Source organism: Nocardia sp. NBC_01327 (assembly GCF_035958815.1).
Taxonomy (GTDB): domain Bacteria; phylum Actinomycetota; class Actinomycetes; order Mycobacteriales; family Mycobacteriaceae; genus Nocardia.
The window spans coordinates 3810569-3825761 of the sequence record NZ_CP108383.1; the positions used below are offsets into that span (position 1 = coordinate 3810569).

Here is a 15193-nt window from a genome sequence, read left to right on the forward strand (position 1 = left end):
CCGGTGGTCGGCGGAAACCCGCTGGACCGGGACCGGTAGGCTTGATATCTGTGCAGACCCACGAGATTCGCCGACGCTTCCTGGAGCATTTCGTCCGTGCCGGACACACCGAGGTTCCCAGTGCCTCGCTGATCCTGGCCGACCCCAACCTGCTGTTCGTCAATGCAGGCATGGTCCAGTTCGTCCCGTATTTCCTCGGTCAGCAGACTCCGCCCTGGGCGCGAGCTACCAGCGTGCAGAAGTGCGTGCGCACCGGCGATATCGAGAATGTCGGCGTCACCACCCGCCACAACACCTTCTTCCAGATGGCCGGCAATTTCAGCTTCGGCGACTACTTCAAGCGTGAGGCCATCGCCTTCGCCTGGTCGCTGCTGACCGACAGCGTCGAGGACGGCGGCTACGGCTTCGACCCCGAAAAGCTGTGGGCCACCGTCTACCTCGATGACGACGAGGCCGAGCAGATCTGGCTCGAGCTCGGTATGCCGTCCGAGCGCATCCAGCGCCGCGGTATGGCCGACAACTACTGGTCCATGGGCATCCCCGGCCCGTGCGGCCCGTGCTCGGAGATCTATTTCGACCGCGGCCCCGAATTCGGTATCGAGGGCGGCCCGGAGGCCGACGAGGATCGCTACCTCGAAATCTGGAACCTCGTGTTCATGCAGAACGAGCGTGGCGAGGGCCGGAGCAAGGACGACTTCGAGATCCTGGGCCCGCTGCCCAAGCAGAACATCGACACCGGCATGGGCGTCGAGCGTGTCGCATTCCTGCTGCAGGGTGTCGACAATGTCTACGAGACCGATCTGCTGCGCCCGATCATCACCAAGGCCGAGGAGCTGACCGGCCGCAACTACGGTGTCGAGCACGCCGACGATGTGCGCTTCCGCGTCATCGCCGACCACGCCCGCACCGGCGCCATGCTCATTGCCGACGGCGTGAACCCGGGCAATGACGGCCGCGGCTACGTGCTGCGCCGGCTGCTGCGGCGCATCGTCCGCTCGGCCCGCCTGCTCGGCGCGGACCAGCCGGTCATGGGCGAGTTCATGAAGGTCGTCAGCGACCTCATGGCCCCGTCGTACCCGGAGCTGGCCACCGACTTCAAGCGCATCGAAACCGTGGCCGTCGGCGAGGAGAGCGCGTTCCTGCGCACGCTCACCACCGGTTCCAAACTGTTCGACGACGCCGTCAGCGAGGTACAGGCTCAGGGCGGCAAGACGATCAGCGGCACCGAGGCGTTCCTGCTGCACGACACCTTCGGCTTCCCGATCGACCTGACCCTGGAAATGGCTTCCGAGGCCGGGCTTTCGGTGGACGAGGAGGGTTTCCGCTCCCTCATGGCCGAGCAGCGCAAGCTCGCCAAGGAGGACGCGCAGTCCCGCAAGCACGCGCACGCGGATCTGACGATCTACAAGGAGTTCGTCGATCGCGGCGCCACCGAGTTCACCGGTTTCGATGAACTGTCCACCGAGGCAACGGTTCTCGCCATCATCAAGGATGGTGTGCGGGTGCCGGTCGCGGAGATCGGGCAGGACGTCGAGGTCATTCTGAACCGCTCGCCGCTGTACGCCGAATCCGGTGGTCAGATCGCCGATCGCGGCAGCCTGACCTCTTCGCATGCGATGAAGGCGCGCATCAACGATGTGCAGAAGATCGCCAAGAAGGTGTGGGTGCACAAGACCACCCTCGAGGCAGGTCAGCTCGCCGAGGGCGATACCGTGCTCGCCGCCGTCGATCCGTCCTGGCGGCGCGGTGCGACCCAGGGTCACTCCGGCACGCATATGGTGCATGCCGCGCTGCGACAGGTGCTGGGCCCCAACGCCGTTCAGGCCGGTTCGCTCAACAAGCCGGGCTACCTGCGTTTCGACTTCAATTGGCAGGGCGCGCTTTCCGAAGGCCAGAAGGCCGATATCGAGGCCATCTCCAATGATGCTGTGGCCGACGACTTCACGGTGAACACGTTCGTCACCGATCTGCCGTCGGCGAAGAAGATGGGCGCCATGGCGCTGTTCGGCGAGAACTACGGCGACGAGGTGCGCGTGGTGGAGATCGGCGGCCCGTTCTCCATGGAGCTGTGCGGTGGCACCCATGTACAGCACTCCTCGCAGATCGGCCCGATCACCCTGCTGGGCGAGTCGTCGGTCGGTTCGGGTGTGCGCCGCGTGGAAGCTTTTGTGGGCCTGGACTCCTACAAGTACCTCGCCAAGGAGCGGGCGCTGCTGGCCGGTGTGGCCTCCGCGCTGAAGGTGCCCTCGGAAGAGGTCCCGGGGCGGGTCGAGCAGCTGGTGGAGCGCCTGAAGGTTGCCGAGAAGGAACTCGAGCGCACCAAGGTCGCGGCCGTGCTGTCTCAGGCGGGCACATTCGTGGAGCAGGCGCAGCGCATCGGCAAGGTGCTGCTGGTGGCCGCCGCCGCGCCGAAGGGCGTCGGTGCCGGTGATCTGCGCACGCTGGTCGTGGATATCAAGGGCCGCTTCGGTTCCGAGCCCGCCATCGTGGTGCTGCTGGGCAATGACGAGGGCAAGGTGCCGTTCGTGGTCGCGGTGACCAAGGCCGCGCAGGATGTCGGCGTCAAGGCCGGTGACCTGGTCGCCGGCTTCGGGCCGAAGATCAATGGCCGCGGTGGCGGTAAGGCGGAGATGGCGCAGGGCGCGGGTTCGGATCCGTCCGGTATCGAGGCCGGGCTGGCGGCCGTGCGGGCGCAGGTGGCCGAGCTCGCCGGCTGATGTCCCATTCCGAAACCTCGGACGGTCCGGGCGGCGACGCCCGGACCCCTGCCGACAGCGCGGGGTATCCCGTGGACCGGCCCACCCGCGCGGACGATCCGGGTCGTGGCCGGCGTATCAGCCTCGATGTCGGCACCGTCCGCATCGGCGTCGCCTCCAGTGACCCGGACGGTATTCTCGCCACCCCGGTGGAGACGGTGCCGAAGGCCAAAAAGGTCGCGCCCGGCGCCCTCTCGCCCGATCTCGCGCGGATTGCCGAGATTGTGCGGGAGTACGAGGCCGTCGAAGTGATCGTCGGCCTGCCGCGCACCTTGCGCGGGGAGAGCGGCTCTTCGGCTAAGCTGGCGGCCACCTTCGCGGGGCGTTTGCGGACCCTGGTCGCTCCGATCCCGGTGCGACTTTCCGACGAACGTTTGACTACGGTGTCTGCTGCACGCGCGTTGCGGGACAGTGGAGTTCGCGCGCGCGGGCAGCGGCAGGTCATCGATCAGGCGGCCGCCGTGTCGATCCTGCAGGGTTGGTTGGACGAACGGAGTGCAGCATTGAAGCCGCGCGGTGATGGTGATCTTGCATGACCGACCGCTGGACGCGAGCCGAGGAACGCTACCGGCAGAGCGCTGAACACCGCTACCGTCGTGACGATCTGGAATGGTCGGAAGCCGACGATTACGAGGACGACACCACCGTCATCCCGCGCTACGAGGATGAGGACGAGGAGCCCCCGCTCGAGCCGGAGCCGCCGCGCCGCCCGGCGCAGCGAGCCGATCGCGGGCGCCCCGCCAAACCACGCGGATCCCGGGCAACGAGCGGGCGCAGTGGTGGGCGCGGCGGCGGCCGCTCGGGCGGGCAGCGCCCCAAGCGCTCGCGTGTCGCCTCCCGCAAGGCCGCCGAACGCAAGCGCCGCCGTCGCAATATGTGGGTCATCGGCGCGGTGCTCGCCGTATTGTTCGTCGGCGCAGCCGGTTTCGCGTCGTGGAAGTTCATGAACCGCTTCAGCCCGGCCGAGGACTACGCCTCCGGCGCGCCGGGGCCACTGGCGGTGGTGCAGGTGAAGCCCGGCGATACCGCCACCCAGATCGCCGAAACCATGCACACCAAGGGCGTTGTCGCCAGCAGTGCGGCCTTCTACGAGGCCGCCGTGCGCAATGACAATATGAATTCGGTGCAGCCCGGCTACTACGCCATCCCGAGCCACAGCAAGGGCTCCGATGCCGTGGTCGCGCTGGTGACCAAGAGCTCCCGGGTCGGCAATGTGGTGATCTCCGAAGGCCGCCAGCTGCACGACTCCACCGATGTGACGACCAATGCGCGCAAGGACGGCATCTACCGCAAGATCGCCGACGCCAGCTGCGTCGGCGACGGCAGCACCGCCAAATGCGTGACCTACGACCAGCTCGAGGCAGCGGGCACCACGACCGATCCGGCGGCGCTGGGTGTGCCGGCGTGGGCCCTGGACCGGGTGCGCGCGGTGCCCGATCGCTCGCGCCAGCTGGAGGGCCTGATCGCCGCGGGCACCTGGGATTTCGATCCCAGCGCCGCGCCCGATCAGATTCTCAAGCAGCTGGTGACCGCGAGCGCCGCCAGCTACGAATCGACCGGCCTGCTGCAGTCCAATGCCGCCAACGGTCTCTCGCCCTACGACACGCTGATCGGCGCGTCCCTGGTGGAGCGCGAAGCCCTGCCACAGGACATGTCCAAGGTCGCGCGCGTCATCCTGAACCGGCTCAAGGCCGAGCAGCCGCTGCAGTTCGACTCCACCGTCAACTACACGCTGCCCAGCACCGAGGTCGCCACCACCGACGCCGACCGCAATCGCAAGACGCCGTGGAATACGTACGCCATGTCGGGCCTGCCGGTCAGCCCCATCTCCGCGCCGTCGCTGGATGCGTTGCGCGCCATGGAGAATCCGGCCCCGGGCACCTGGCTGTACTTCGTGACCGTCGACAAGCAGGGCACCACCCTGTTCACCGACAACTACAACGAGCATCTGCGCAATATCGAAAAGGCCAGGCAGAGTGGAATTCTCGACAGTGGACGGTAACCGCCGGGCCGCCGTTCTGGGCAGCCCGATCGCGCATTCGCGCTCGCCGCAGCTGCATCTGGCGGCCTATCGCGCACTGGGCCTGGACTGGACCTACGAGCGGGTCGAGTGCACCGCCGAACAGCTGCCGGGCTTCGTCGACGGCCTCGGCCCGGAATGGGTCGGGCTGTCGGTGACCATGCCCGGCAAGGTCGCCGCCCTCGCCTACGCCGATGAGCGCACCGAGCGAGCCGAACTCGTCGGATCGGCGAATACGCTGGTGCGCACCGATACCGGGTGGCGGGCCGACTGCACCGATGTGGACGGGGTGCGCGGTGCGCTGGAAGGCGCAGGCGTCGAAGAGATTTCGAAGGCCGTGGTGCTCGGGGCGGGCGGCACCGCGCGTCCGGCGCTGCTGGCCCTGGCCGAACTCGGCGCGCATACGGTCACCATTGTCGCCCGTGATGCGGGCCGCGCGGCCGACACTCTGGAGCTGGCCGAGCGCCTGGGCCTCTCGGCCGAAGTGATCGGATTCGACCCGGACAGCCTGGGTTTCGTGTGTTCGGATGTCGATGTCGTGGTGAGCACGGTCCCGGCGACCGCGGCCGCCGTCGTCGCGGACGCGGTGGCCCAGGCCCCGGTTGTCCTCGACGCCATCTACAACCCGTGGCCCACTCCGCTGGCGGAGGCGGTCACCCGCGCGGGGCACACCGTGATCAGTGGCCTCGACATGTTGCTGAATCAGGCTTACGACCAGGTTGAACAGTTCACGGGCAAGCCCGCTCCGCGCGCCGAAATGGCTGCGGCACTGCAGGACTGAGGCTAACCGGCCGGTTGCGGTTCGAACGCGCTGCGGAATGTGAAGGCATGCGGCGTCGGCCCGTTCGCCTCGAGGTGTTCGAGGCGCGCCATGGCCTCCTCGACGGTCGGGGTGTGGCCGATCGGAACCCACCACAGCACGGTGACGGCCTTGCCGAGCGGGACGAACCATTCGCGGCGGCGGCGCAGGAATTCCATGTGCGCACTGCGGTACACGTAGTCGAAGAGCGCCTGGCGCGACTCCCACATGCTGATATTGATGAGCATGTCCGGATCGGCAGCGTAGGGGCGCAGCGAGGTCGCATTGTTCGACTCGCCGTCCACCAGGCGCCAGACGAAACCGGGGGAGGCCTCGGCGACGGCATTGATCCGGTCCAGTTCGGCATAGAACTCCGCGACCTGCGGGTCGCCTTCGGGTGCGACGAGGCGCCCGATATTGAGCTGAGCGAGAGGCATATCTCTACTATAACTAGTCAGTATTTGTTTTAGAAAGGCTCACGCAGCATCTGCCCGGCGCCGGATCCATCCGAGCCGTCCACCCGGCCTCGGTGGCCGGGCCCTCGAGCAGTGCGAGGTTCATGCCGCAGACCAGCGGCGGGAAATCCACGGCCAGCCGGTGAAAAGGGCAGTTGCGCAGGCGAATCACCGCACCGTCGAGGTACGGCTCATAACCGCGCTCGCGCAGCGCCTCCATCAGATCGCGACCCGCGACCGCCGGACCGTGCTGTGCGGCGGCCGCCGCGACGGCGTCCTCGAGTCCGGCATGTTCGATCACCTCGGCGAGAACCGTTGCGAGCGTGCGATAGTCGCGGGCGGGCAGGCTGATCGCGAACTCGGCATCCGCACGGCGGTAGAACTTCGCCGGACGTCCCGAACCCGGGCCGGTCTTGCCCTCCGGTCGCCGGAACACCGCGTCGAGCAATCCGGCCTCGGCGAGTTTGTCGAGGTGGAAAGCGGCGAGCGGCCGCTTGATCTCGGCGGCGGCCGCGGCCTCATCGCGGCTCACATCGTGGTCCGCGGCGGCGACATGCTCATAGAGCCGCCTGCGGATCGGATCCTGCAGCAGGGCGACGGCCTCGATGCTCGCGGAGCTTTCGTCGGTGCTCACCCTGCCTTTGTAGCAGCGTGTCGGAAGGTGTCGCGGTGGCGTGGGTGCCCGTCCGGGCCGTGTCGGAGCGAACGGGATACAGTTCTAGAACGAGTTTCAGTTCGGACGAGCCGGTTCGCAGGTTAAGGTGATCATCATGAATGCGTGGGTGTTGCGCGCCGTTGTACTGGGAGCGCTGACCGTTGTGCTGCGTGCCCTGCTCGGCTTCGCGATGGTGGACTGGCCGACCAATGGTGCGTGGATGCGAATGTTGTGCCTGGTGGTCATGGTGGTCGCGGTGGTCGCCTGGGGCGTTCTCGACGGTCGCGCCGATCGGCGGGCGAATGTCGAACCCGAGGACGGCGCGGATCTCACCATGCGCTGGCTGAAGGCCGGCCTGGCCGGTGGGCTCGGCAGCGGCCTGGTGGCCTGGATCCTGGGCTTCGTGCCCAAGTTCGATCTCGGTTCCAATGGTCTGCTCTTCGAGATGACCTCGGGTGCGTCCTTCATCATCCTGCTGATCTTCATCCCGGCCATGATCGGTGTGGCCATCGGCCGCTACCTGGTCGGCCGCGATCACAAGAAGAGCTCGGGCGCCTCGGATGACACCGTCTCCCTGAACAAGCAGCCGGCGAGCGTCTGACACGCCCGGACCCGGACATAATGCAGAACGCCCGCAGTCGAATCGACTGCGGGCGTTGCTGTGTGAAATCCGTTGTGAGCGGACGTCTTCGCGCTGACTACAGCAGGATCGCGCCGCCGGTGCTGCCCTCGCGGGCGACCGCCGAATAGGCCGCGGCCAGCAGCGACGGGTCGGGGCCTTCGAGGCGGCCCGGCTTGGCCAGACCGTCCAGGACCACGAAGCGCAGGACGCCGGAGCGGGTCTTCTTATCGGTCTGCATGGTGTCCAGCAGCTGGGGGAGCGCATCGGCGTCGTAGCTGGTGGGCAGGCCGACACTGGCCAGCACGCTGCGGTGGCGTTCGGCGGTGGCATCGTCGAGACGGCCCGCGAGGCGGCCGAGTTCGGCGGCGAAGACCAGGCCGACCGAGACGGCCGCGCCGTGACGCCAGCGGTAGCGCTCGCGGCGCTCGATGGCATGGCCGAGGGTGTGGCCGTAATTGAGGATCTCGCGCAGATCCGATTCCTTGAGGTCGGCGGCGACCACATCGGCCTTGACCTGCACCGCGCGGCGAATGAGCTCGGGCAGCACCTCGCCGGTCGGGTCGAGCGCGGCCTGCGGATCGCGTTCGATCAGCTCCAGGATGACCGGGTCGGCAATGAAACCGGCCTTGATGATCTCGGCCATGCCCGCGACGATCTCATTGCGCGGCACCGTTTCCAGCGTCGCGAGGTCGACCAGTACCGCGGCCGGCTCGTGGAAGGAACCGACGAGGTTCTTGCCCGCCTCGGTATTGATGCCGGTCTTACCGCCGACGGCCGCATCCACCATGGCCAGCAGGGTGGTCGGCACGTGCACGATATTCACACCGCGCATCCAGGTGGCGGCGACGAAGCCGGACAGGTCGGTGGCCGCGCCACCGCCGAGGCTGATGATCACGTCCTTGCGGGTGAGACCGATGCGGCCGAGCACCTCCCAGCAGAAGCCCGCGACGGCCAGATCCTTACCGTCCTCGGCATCCGGAATCTCGATGCGGTGCGCGTCGATGCCCTTGTCCGCCAGCGCCTTCCGCACCACCTCGGCGGTCTCGGCCAGCGGCGGCTGATGGAAGATCGCGACCGTGCGCACGGCGGAACTGCGGGTCACCTCGTCCACCAGATCGCCCAGCAGGCCACGCCCGATGATCACCGGGTACGGGTCGGCGGTGCGGACCTCGATGCGGGTCGGCTCGCTCATAGAGACTGCTCCGATTCTTCTCGTGCGGATTGTTCTGGTCCGTATTCGGGTCCGGTCCGAGCCCGCGCCCGCGCCCGGCGGGCCCGAGCCCGCCGCGACCGCCCGGCCCCCGGCGCACTCTGCGTCCCCGAATCCTGTTGTTCAGCAGCCGGATTCGCAATAGCGCCCCCGGTCGTGGCTTGCGTTCCTTCCGTCGTTGCGCTTCGGGCTGCGGATCGCCGATTGGCGGCAGCCCTGCGACGACCGCCACGCGTCGAGGCCCGTGGGGAAGCGTCGGAGTCGGTTGGCTGGGCTGCTGCGGCGGGGTTGGCATCCGAGCCCGCGGAACCTCTTGTGGCGGAGCCGGAATCCGGCCGCGGTTCGCCCGCTCCCGAGGCGCCGCCTTCCGCGATCGTTGCGGCGCTGCTGCCGCCCGTGGCATCGGCCGTCGTGGCGCCGGTGGCGGGACCCGCCGGGCGGCGGCTGCGGCGGCGAGACCGGCGGCTGCGGCGGGCGGGTTTGGTCGCGGGGTCGTCGGGGCCGGTTCCGGAGTCCGGGTCGGCGGGGGTCGGCTGCGCGGAGGCGGACGGGACTGCCTCGGGTGCTGCGGGATTCGGCTGGGTGGGGGCTGCGCTGTCGGCGCGGCTGCGGCCGCGACGCCGGCGACGACGCGAGCGGGAGCGACTGGAGTCGTTCGGTTCCAGGGGGACGGGTGGCAGGTCGGGGGTCGTATCCTCTTGCGGCAGGGTCGATTCCAGGCCGAGCTTGCCGAGGATCATTTTGACGACGCGGCCGGGGCTGCGGCCGTCGGTGCGCACGCGCACGCTCGCCACCTCGCGGTAGAGCGGGCGGCGGATCTTCATGAGCTCGCGGTATTTGGCGGCCGGATCGGCGCCGTTGAGCAGCGGGCGGTTGGTACTGGCCCCGGTGCGCCGAAGTCCTTCGCCCACACTGATTTCCAAGTACACCACGGTGCGGCCGCGCAGCAGTTCCCGGGTGGTGACCGAGAGCACCGAGCCGCCGCCGAGGGAGATGATGCCGTGTCCGGCCAGGACGGCGTCGCGCACCACCTGTTCCTCGATGCGCCGGAACTCCGGTTCCCCGTCCTCGGCGAAGATCTCCGGAATGGTGCGCCCGGTCTGCTCCTCGATCCCGGCATCGGTGTCGTAGAGGTCCACGCCGAGTTCGCGTGCGAGTTTGCGGCCGATCGTCGACTTACCCGCACCGGGCGGACCGACCAGCACCACGCTCGGCGGCTGCTGATCGGTTTCGCCGGTCACTGTGGCGCGTTGCCCGAGGGTACGTGCGGGCGCGCGTTGATTCGCTTCAAGTAGCCGTTGATGTTGTCGACGGTTTCCGGCAGCGAGTCGCCACCGAACTTCTCCAGCACCGCCTGCGCCACGACCAGGGCGACCATGGCCTCGGCGACCACACCGGCCGCGGGCACCGCGCACACATCGGAGCGCTGGTGAATGGCGACAGCCTCGTCACCGGTGGACATATCGACCGTCGACAGTGCGCGCGGCACGGTGGAGATGGGCTTCATGGCGGCGCGCACTCGCAGCGGCTCGCCGTTGGTCATACCGCCCTCGAGCCCGCCCGCGCGATTGGTGGAGCGCAGCACACCGTCGGGGCCGGGCTTCATCTCGTCGTGGGCCTGGCTGCCGCGGCGGCGCGCGGTCTCGAAACCGTCACCCACCTCGACACCCTTGATGGCCTGAATTCCCATGAGCGCGCCCGCGAGTCGCGAATCCAGCCGCGCCTCACCGCTGGTGAACGAACCCAGTCCGACGGGCAGCCCCTCGATCACGACCTCGACCACACCGCCGAGCGTGTCGCCGTCCTTCTTGGCGGCCTCGATCTCGACGATCATGGCGGCTTCGGCGTCCTTGTCGAAAGCACGCACCGGGCTCTCGTCGATGGCGTCCAGATCCGCGGCGGTCGGCACGAAGCCGGTGGTATCGGCCGCGGTGCCGATGGACACCACGTGCGAGATCACCTCGACCCCGAGCGCCTGTCGCAGGAAGTTCTTGGCCACGGTCCCGGCCGCGACGCGCGCGGCGGTCTCGCGGGCGCTGGCGCGCTCGAGCACATTGCGGGCGTCGTCGAAGCCGTACTTGAGCATGCCCGAGTAATCGGCGTGCCCGGGCCGGGGCCGGGTGAGCGGCGCATTGCGCGCCAGCTCGGCGAGCTCGGCCTCGTCCACCGGATCGGCGGACATGACCTGGGTCCACTTGGGCCATTCGGAATTGGCGACCTCGATGGCGACCGGCCCGCCCATGGTGCGGCCGTGGCGCACGCCGCCGACCAGGGTGACCACATCGGCCTCGAACTTCATCCGAGCGCCACGGCCGTAGCCCAGCCGCCGTCGGGCCAGCTGTGCACCGACATCGGCAGAGCTCACCTCGACACCGGCCACCATCCCCTCGAGGATGGTGACGAGAGCAGGGCCATGGGATTCTCCGGCAGTTATCCAGCGCAACACGGGTTACATCTTTCCACGTGAATACGGTTACCCGGACACGCGGTCCGGCGTGACCCGGGTCATGGTGCGGCCGGCAGCGCGGTCACGGCGTGGCAAGGAGCGCAAGCACACTGGCGGCGCACATGGCGGGACCGTGCGCGAGGGTACCGATCGGCGGGTCCGGTCCCGCCGAATCCCCGGGTTCCACCGCCTGTGTGAGCAGCGTGCCGACCCCGGCCAGCGCGGTGATCGCGGGTGCGGCCAGCGCCGCCCACACCCAGGCGTGCGCACCGCCCAGTGCGGTCGCGGCGCCGAGCCCGAGTGCGAGTTTCACATCACCGGCCCCGAGTGCGGCCGGGGCACACAGATGTACGAGTAGATAGGGCACGGCGAGCAGAAGCGCACCGAGCACGGCGGCCGCCGGACGACCGATAGCCGAGCCGTAGCAGAGCACCGCGACCGCACCGGGCAGCGTCAGCGAATTCGGCAGTCGCCGCATGCGCAGATCGACACAGCTGAGCGCCGCGCACCAGGCGGCGAGGACGAGCAGTGGCAGCAATCGCATACCTCGAGCCTGCCGCCCCGAAGGCCGCCGTGGGCGGTGCAATCACGAATTGTGGAGAACCACTTGGCATGTGAACAACCAGGCTTTCGCCCAATTCGGGCAGATACGTGTTGGGTGTCGGTGTTGCGGCGTGTCGGCGGTAGCTTGGACGCATGTCTGCTGACCACGATCCGGGCGGGCGCCCCAATTACGCGGCGCGCCGGGCCAACCTGCGGAACCTGCTCGTCGAGAACCGCGTCGACGCGCTATTGGTCACGGACCTGATCAATATCCGCTATCTGACCGGTTTCACCGGATCGAATGCCGCACTGCTGGTGGACTCCTGGGACAGCTCCGAGGACCGCACCGTCATCTGCACCGACGGCCGCTACATCACTCAGGTCGGCGAGCAGGTCCCCGATCTGCGGGCCGAGATCAACCGGGCCAGCGCCCGCCGCGTGGTGGAGATCGCGGGGGAGTGGCAGACCGGCAGAGTCGGTTTCGAGAGCCATGTGCTCACCGTCGAACAGCATCGCGGTTTCGAGGGCCTGGTCACCGGCCTCGAGCTGGTCGCGGTCTCGGGCCTGGTGGAGCAGCTGCGCATGGTGAAGGACGCGCACGAGGTCGCCCTGCTCACCGCCGCCTGCGCCGCCGCGGACACCGCCCTCGCCACCCTGCTCGAGCGCGGTGGCCTGCGCCCCGGTCGCACCGAGCGGCAGGTCGCCCGCGAGCTGGAGTGGCTGATGTTCGAGCACGGCGCCGATGCCATCGCCTTCGAGACGATTGTGGCCGCCGGCCCGAATTCGGCCGTCCCGCACCATCGTCCGACCGAGGCGGTGCTGGCCACGGGTGATTTCGTGAAGCTGGACTTCGGCGCGATGCTCGGCGGCTACCACTCGGATATGACGCGCACCTTCGTCCTGGGTCAGCCCTCGGACTGGCAGCGCGAGATCTACGACCTGGTCAATACGGCGCAGCGGGCGGGACGCGAGGCACTGGCCCCGGGTGTGTCGACCCGCGCGGTGGACGCCGCCGCCCGCTCGGTCATCGAGGCGGCGGGCTACGGCGAGCTGTTCGTCCACGGCCTCGGACACGGTGTCGGCCTGCAGATCCATGAAGCGCCCGGAATCGCCAAAACGGGCACGGGTACACTTCTCGATGGCGTGGCGGTGACCGTCGAGCCAGGTGTGTATTTCCCCGGCCGCGGCGGAGTCCGGATCGAGGATACGCTCGTGGTTCGCCAAGGGGGCCCGGAGCTGCTCACCCGCACCAGCAAAGACCTGACCGTCGTCGAATGACGCCGGTCTGCCAGCGCGGCCAGCCGCGAATGGAACTAGAACAGGAGATCCGAGGACAGTGGCGGATACCAGCGACTTCAAGAACGGCCTCGTGCTGAAGATCGACAACAATCTGCAGCAGATTGTCGAGTTCCAGCACGTCAAGCCGGGTAAGGGTCCCGCCTTCGTGCGTACCAAGCTGAAGAACGTGGTCTCGGGCAAGGTGGTCGACAAGACCTTCAACGCCGGTGTGAAGGTGGAGACCGCGACGGTCGATCGTCGCGATATGACCTACCTGTACCACGACGGCTCGGACTTCATCTTCATGGATGGCGAGACGTACGACCAGATTCACCTGCAGGAGGGGACCCTCGGCAAGAACGCGGGCTTCCTGCTGGAGAACATGCAGGTGCAGATCGCCATGCACGAGGGTGAGGCGCTCTTCGTCGAGCTCCCCGTCGCCATCGACGTCGTGGTCACCCACACCGAGCCGGGTCTGCAGGGCGACCGCTCCAGCGCGGGCACCAAGCCCGCCACCGTGGAGACCGGCGCGGAAATCCAGGTGCCGCTGTTCATCAATCAGGGTGACAAGCTGCGCGTCGATACCCGTGACGGCTCCTACATCAGCCGCGTCAACTCCTGACGCGCGGATACTGGTGACCGTGGCCAATCAGCCCCAGGACAAGAAGTCCGCGAGTTTCAAGAAGCTGGGTGCGCGACACAAGGCGCGCCGACGTGCGGTCGATCTGCTCTTCGAGGCAGAAGCCCGTGACATCGACCCTGCGGAACTGCTGTCCGAACGCGTCTCGCTCTCCGTGCGGGACGATTCGGTGGCCCCGGTGAACCCCTACACCCGCGTGCTGGTCGAAGGCGTCGCCGACGATCTGGACCGGGTGGACGGCACCATCGAGTCCTATCTGCAGGATTGGGCCCTGTCCCGGCTGCCCGCCGTGGATCGTGCCATCCTGCGGGTCGCGGTGTGGGAGTTGTTCCACGCCAATGACGTTCCGCCCGTGGTGGCGGTGGATGAAGCGGTGGAGCTGGCCAAGGAGCTCTCCACCGACGATTCGCCCTCGTTCATCAATGGTGTGCTCGGTCAGGTGGTGCAGGTCGCGCCGCAGGTCCGGGCCGCGGCGGCCGCCACCCGCGCCACGCCGCGCACCGACGACGAACAGAATTAACTAGGGAGAGGCGCAGGGTGCGCAAGTACTTGGTGCTGGCAATGCGCACCCCGCGCTTCGATCCGGCTGTGGCACAGCCCCATCGGGACTGGCTCGACGCCATCCGCTCGCGCGGGCACCTGGTCGAGACGGGCAAGTTCACCGATAACAGCGGTGGCGCCTATGTCATTCTCGCCGAAAACCTCGATGCCGCCCGGGATCTGGTCTTCACCGATCCCATTCACACCAGCGGCGCCTCGGAACTCACCGTGTACGAGTGGGAAATCACCGGCTGAGTGCCAGCTTTCGAGCGGTGATCCCGCAGGGCTGAGCGCATTTCGCGGTGGCCGGTCGCGAGCAGGTTGTGCCCGGATCGGCCCACACGATCGTGGTCAGTGGACGGGTTGGGCTACCCAGCTCGCGGTGACCATCTGGACTGCGGAACCGTCCAGGTCGGCGAGCTTGGTGGAGCTGAATCCGCGTGCCCAGGAGGAGGTCTGGACCCGGAAGGGCGGCTCCTCCGCCGTGAGCGCCTCGATGATCGAGGCCGCCGCGCCCTCGGAGGTCTGGGCATTGCGGAACGCGCCCTGGGTGCGTTCGATATAGGACTTCAGGGCGGGGGCGTAGGGTCCGGCGGCGGCGAGCAGTCCGGCGATGTCGATCTGCTGGCTGGCCACGAATTCGCTTGCCACCGCACCGGGTTCGACCACCGTGACGTGCACGCCGACGGTGGCGGCGACCGGTGCGAGCGACTCCATGAAGCCCTCGACCGCGAATTTGGCCGCACAGTACGCCTCATTGAAGGGCTGGCCGATGACGCCGCCGACGCTGGTGACGGTAATGAGCCGCCCGCCCGAGGCGCGCAGATGCGGCATGGCGGCATGGGTGACCTCGACAACGCCGAAGTAGTTGACCTCCATGACATTTCGCACCGGCTCCAGCCCGGTCTGCTCGATGGTGCCGACGTATCCCGCGCCCGCGTTATTGATCACGGCATCGAGCCGGCCGTAGTCGGCGACGACCTGCTGCACGCAGGCGGAGATCGAGCCGGGATCGGTGACGTCCAGGGCCTCCACGCGGATGAGCCCGGCGACGCCCGCCTCGTTCGCGGCGTCCAGCAGCGCGCCCGCTCTGCCGACATCTCGCATGGTGGCAATGGTCTGCCAGCCCGCCTTCGCCGAGGCCACCGCGGTGGCCAGGCCGATGCCGGAGGAGGTGCCGGTGATCAGAACGGTGTTCGAGGAGCTCATGGAGCCTCGCTTCCGGGCTT

Annotated in this window: 15 protein-coding genes and 1 pseudogene; 9 read left to right on the forward strand and 7 right to left on the reverse strand. The window is 68.2% G+C overall.

Annotated features, from left to right (window positions below; translation table 11 throughout):
* Nucleotides 1-50: 50 nt before the first annotated feature.
* The 4 genes from alaS to OG326_RS17155 are packed head-to-tail and all read left to right on the forward strand — an operon-like array spanning nucleotide 51 to nucleotide 5557.
* Nucleotides 51-2717 (forward strand): alanine--tRNA ligase, encoded by a 2667-nt coding sequence (gene alaS, locus OG326_RS17140; RefSeq protein WP_327145638.1) that lies wholly within the window; start codon nucleotides 51-53, stop codon nucleotides 2715-2717.
* A complete protein-coding gene (gene ruvX / locus OG326_RS17145; protein WP_327145639.1) occupies nucleotides 2717-3292 on the forward strand; it encodes a Holliday junction resolvase RuvX in 576 nt (191 codons plus the stop codon). The genes alaS and ruvX overlap by 1 nt, the downstream gene beginning before the upstream one ends.
* Nucleotides 3289-4758, forward strand: coding sequence for an endolytic transglycosylase MltG (locus OG326_RS17150; RefSeq protein WP_327145640.1), 1470 nt, complete (start codon nucleotides 3289-3291; stop codon nucleotides 4756-4758). Before ruvX ends, OG326_RS17150 begins: the two co-directional genes overlap by 4 nt.
* A complete protein-coding gene (locus OG326_RS17155; protein ID WP_327145641.1) occupies nucleotides 4733-5557 on the forward strand; it encodes a shikimate dehydrogenase in 825 nt (274 codons plus the stop codon). The genes OG326_RS17150 and OG326_RS17155 overlap by 26 nt, the downstream gene beginning before the upstream one ends.
* A gap of 2 nt (nucleotides 5558-5559) precedes the next feature.
* On the opposite strand, the gene OG326_RS17160 is transcribed toward OG326_RS17155, so the two are convergent.
* Complete coding sequence (locus OG326_RS17160; protein WP_327145642.1) at nucleotides 5560-6012, reverse strand: DUF3291 domain-containing protein; 453 nt, start codon at nucleotides 6010-6012, stop codon at nucleotides 5560-5562.
* Between the two features lie 13 nt (nucleotides 6013-6025).
* Nucleotides 6026-6664, reverse strand: a complete 639-nt coding sequence (locus tag OG326_RS17165; RefSeq protein ID WP_327145643.1) for a helix-turn-helix transcriptional regulator — start codon at nucleotides 6662-6664, stop codon at nucleotides 6026-6028.
* A 136-nt stretch (nucleotides 6665-6800) separates the two neighbouring features.
* Here OG326_RS17165 and OG326_RS17170 point away from each other — a divergent pair, with 136 nt between their 5' ends.
* Nucleotides 6801-7286 carry a B-4DMT family transporter gene (locus OG326_RS17170; protein ID WP_327145644.1) on the forward strand — a complete coding sequence of 162 codons (486 nt, stop codon included), beginning with the start codon at nucleotides 6801-6803 and terminating at the stop codon, nucleotides 7284-7286.
* A gap of 97 nt (nucleotides 7287-7383) precedes the next feature.
* Here the strand turns inward: OG326_RS17170 and aroB are convergent, their stop codons facing one another.
* The 4 genes and pseudogenes from aroB to OG326_RS17190 all read right to left on the reverse strand — a co-directional run bounded on the left by aroB (nucleotide 7384) and on the right by OG326_RS17190 (nucleotide 11507).
* Nucleotides 7384-8499, reverse strand: a complete 1116-nt coding sequence (gene aroB / locus OG326_RS17175; RefSeq protein ID WP_327145645.1) for a 3-dehydroquinate synthase — start codon at nucleotides 8497-8499, stop codon at nucleotides 7384-7386.
* Nucleotides 8500-9239: 740 nt separating this feature from the next.
* Nucleotides 9240-9758 (reverse strand): annotated as a pseudogene (locus OG326_RS17180) (shikimate kinase); the annotation flags it as partial.
* Nucleotides 9755-10963 (reverse strand): chorismate synthase, encoded by a 1209-nt coding sequence (aroC, locus tag OG326_RS17185; protein WP_327145646.1) that lies wholly within the window; start codon nucleotides 10961-10963, stop codon nucleotides 9755-9757. The pseudogene OG326_RS17180 and the gene aroC, both read right to left, overlap by 4 nt.
* Before the next feature lie 82 nt (nucleotides 10964-11045).
* Nucleotides 11046-11507, reverse strand: a complete 462-nt coding sequence (locus OG326_RS17190; RefSeq protein ID WP_327145647.1) for an A24 family peptidase — start codon at nucleotides 11505-11507, stop codon at nucleotides 11046-11048.
* Nucleotides 11508-11659: 152 nt separating this feature from the next.
* Here OG326_RS17190 and OG326_RS17195 point away from each other — a divergent pair, with 152 nt between their 5' ends.
* Genes OG326_RS17195 through OG326_RS17210 form a run of 4 tightly spaced genes read left to right on the forward strand, consistent with a single transcriptional unit; the run spans nucleotide 11660 to nucleotide 14219 of the window.
* A complete protein-coding gene (locus OG326_RS17195) occupies nucleotides 11660-12784 on the forward strand; it encodes a M24 family metallopeptidase (RefSeq protein ID WP_327145648.1) in 1125 nt (374 codons plus the stop codon).
* A gap of 58 nt (nucleotides 12785-12842) precedes the next feature.
* Complete coding sequence (gene efp, locus OG326_RS17200) at nucleotides 12843-13406, forward strand: elongation factor P (protein ID WP_327145649.1); 564 nt, start codon at nucleotides 12843-12845, stop codon at nucleotides 13404-13406.
* Nucleotides 13407-13425: 19 nt separating this feature from the next.
* Entirely contained in the window at nucleotides 13426-13944 is a 519-nt protein-coding gene (nusB, locus tag OG326_RS17205) for a transcription antitermination factor NusB (RefSeq protein WP_297628906.1), read from the forward strand.
* 17 nt (nucleotides 13945-13961) lie between these two features.
* Nucleotides 13962-14219: a YciI family protein gene (locus OG326_RS17210; protein ID WP_327145650.1), complete on the forward strand. Its 258-nt coding sequence runs from the start codon at nucleotides 13962-13964 to the stop codon at nucleotides 14217-14219.
* A 96-nt stretch (nucleotides 14220-14315) separates the two neighbouring features.
* On the opposite strand, the gene OG326_RS17215 is transcribed toward OG326_RS17210, so the two are convergent.
* Nucleotides 14316-15173 carry an SDR family oxidoreductase gene (locus OG326_RS17215; RefSeq protein ID WP_327145651.1) on the reverse strand — a complete coding sequence of 286 codons (858 nt, stop codon included), beginning with the start codon at nucleotides 15171-15173 and terminating at the stop codon, nucleotides 14316-14318.
* Between the last annotated feature and the right edge of the window lie 20 nt (nucleotides 15174-15193).

What these genes read in the sequence shown, in the direction of transcription:
- ruvX (WP_327145639.1), top strand. Translation starts at nt 2,717, where the DNA reads ATGTCCCATTCCGAAACCTCGGACGGTCCGGGCGGCGACGCCCGGACC.
- OG326_RS17150 (WP_327145640.1), top strand. Translation starts at nt 3,289, where the DNA reads ATGACCGACCGCTGGACGCGAGCCGAGGAACGCTACCGGCAGAGCGCT.
- OG326_RS17160 (WP_327145642.1), bottom strand. Translation starts at nt 6,012, where the DNA reads ATGCCTCTCGCTCAGCTCAATATCGGGCGCCTCGTCGCACCCGAAGGC.
- OG326_RS17170 (WP_327145644.1), top strand. Translation starts at nt 6,801, where the DNA reads ATGAATGCGTGGGTGTTGCGCGCCGTTGTACTGGGAGCGCTGACCGTT.
- aroB (WP_327145645.1), bottom strand. Translation starts at nt 8,499, where the DNA reads ATGAGCGAGCCGACCCGCATCGAGGTCCGCACCGCCGACCCGTACCCG.
- OG326_RS17190 (WP_327145647.1), bottom strand. Translation starts at nt 11,507, where the DNA reads ATGCGATTGCTGCCACTGCTCGTCCTCGCCGCCTGGTGCGCGGCGCTC.
- OG326_RS17195 (WP_327145648.1), top strand. Translation starts at nt 11,660, where the DNA reads ATGTCTGCTGACCACGATCCGGGCGGGCGCCCCAATTACGCGGCGCGC.
- OG326_RS17215 (WP_327145651.1), bottom strand. Translation starts at nt 15,173, where the DNA reads ATGAGCTCCTCGAACACCGTTCTGATCACCGGCACCTCCTCCGGCATC.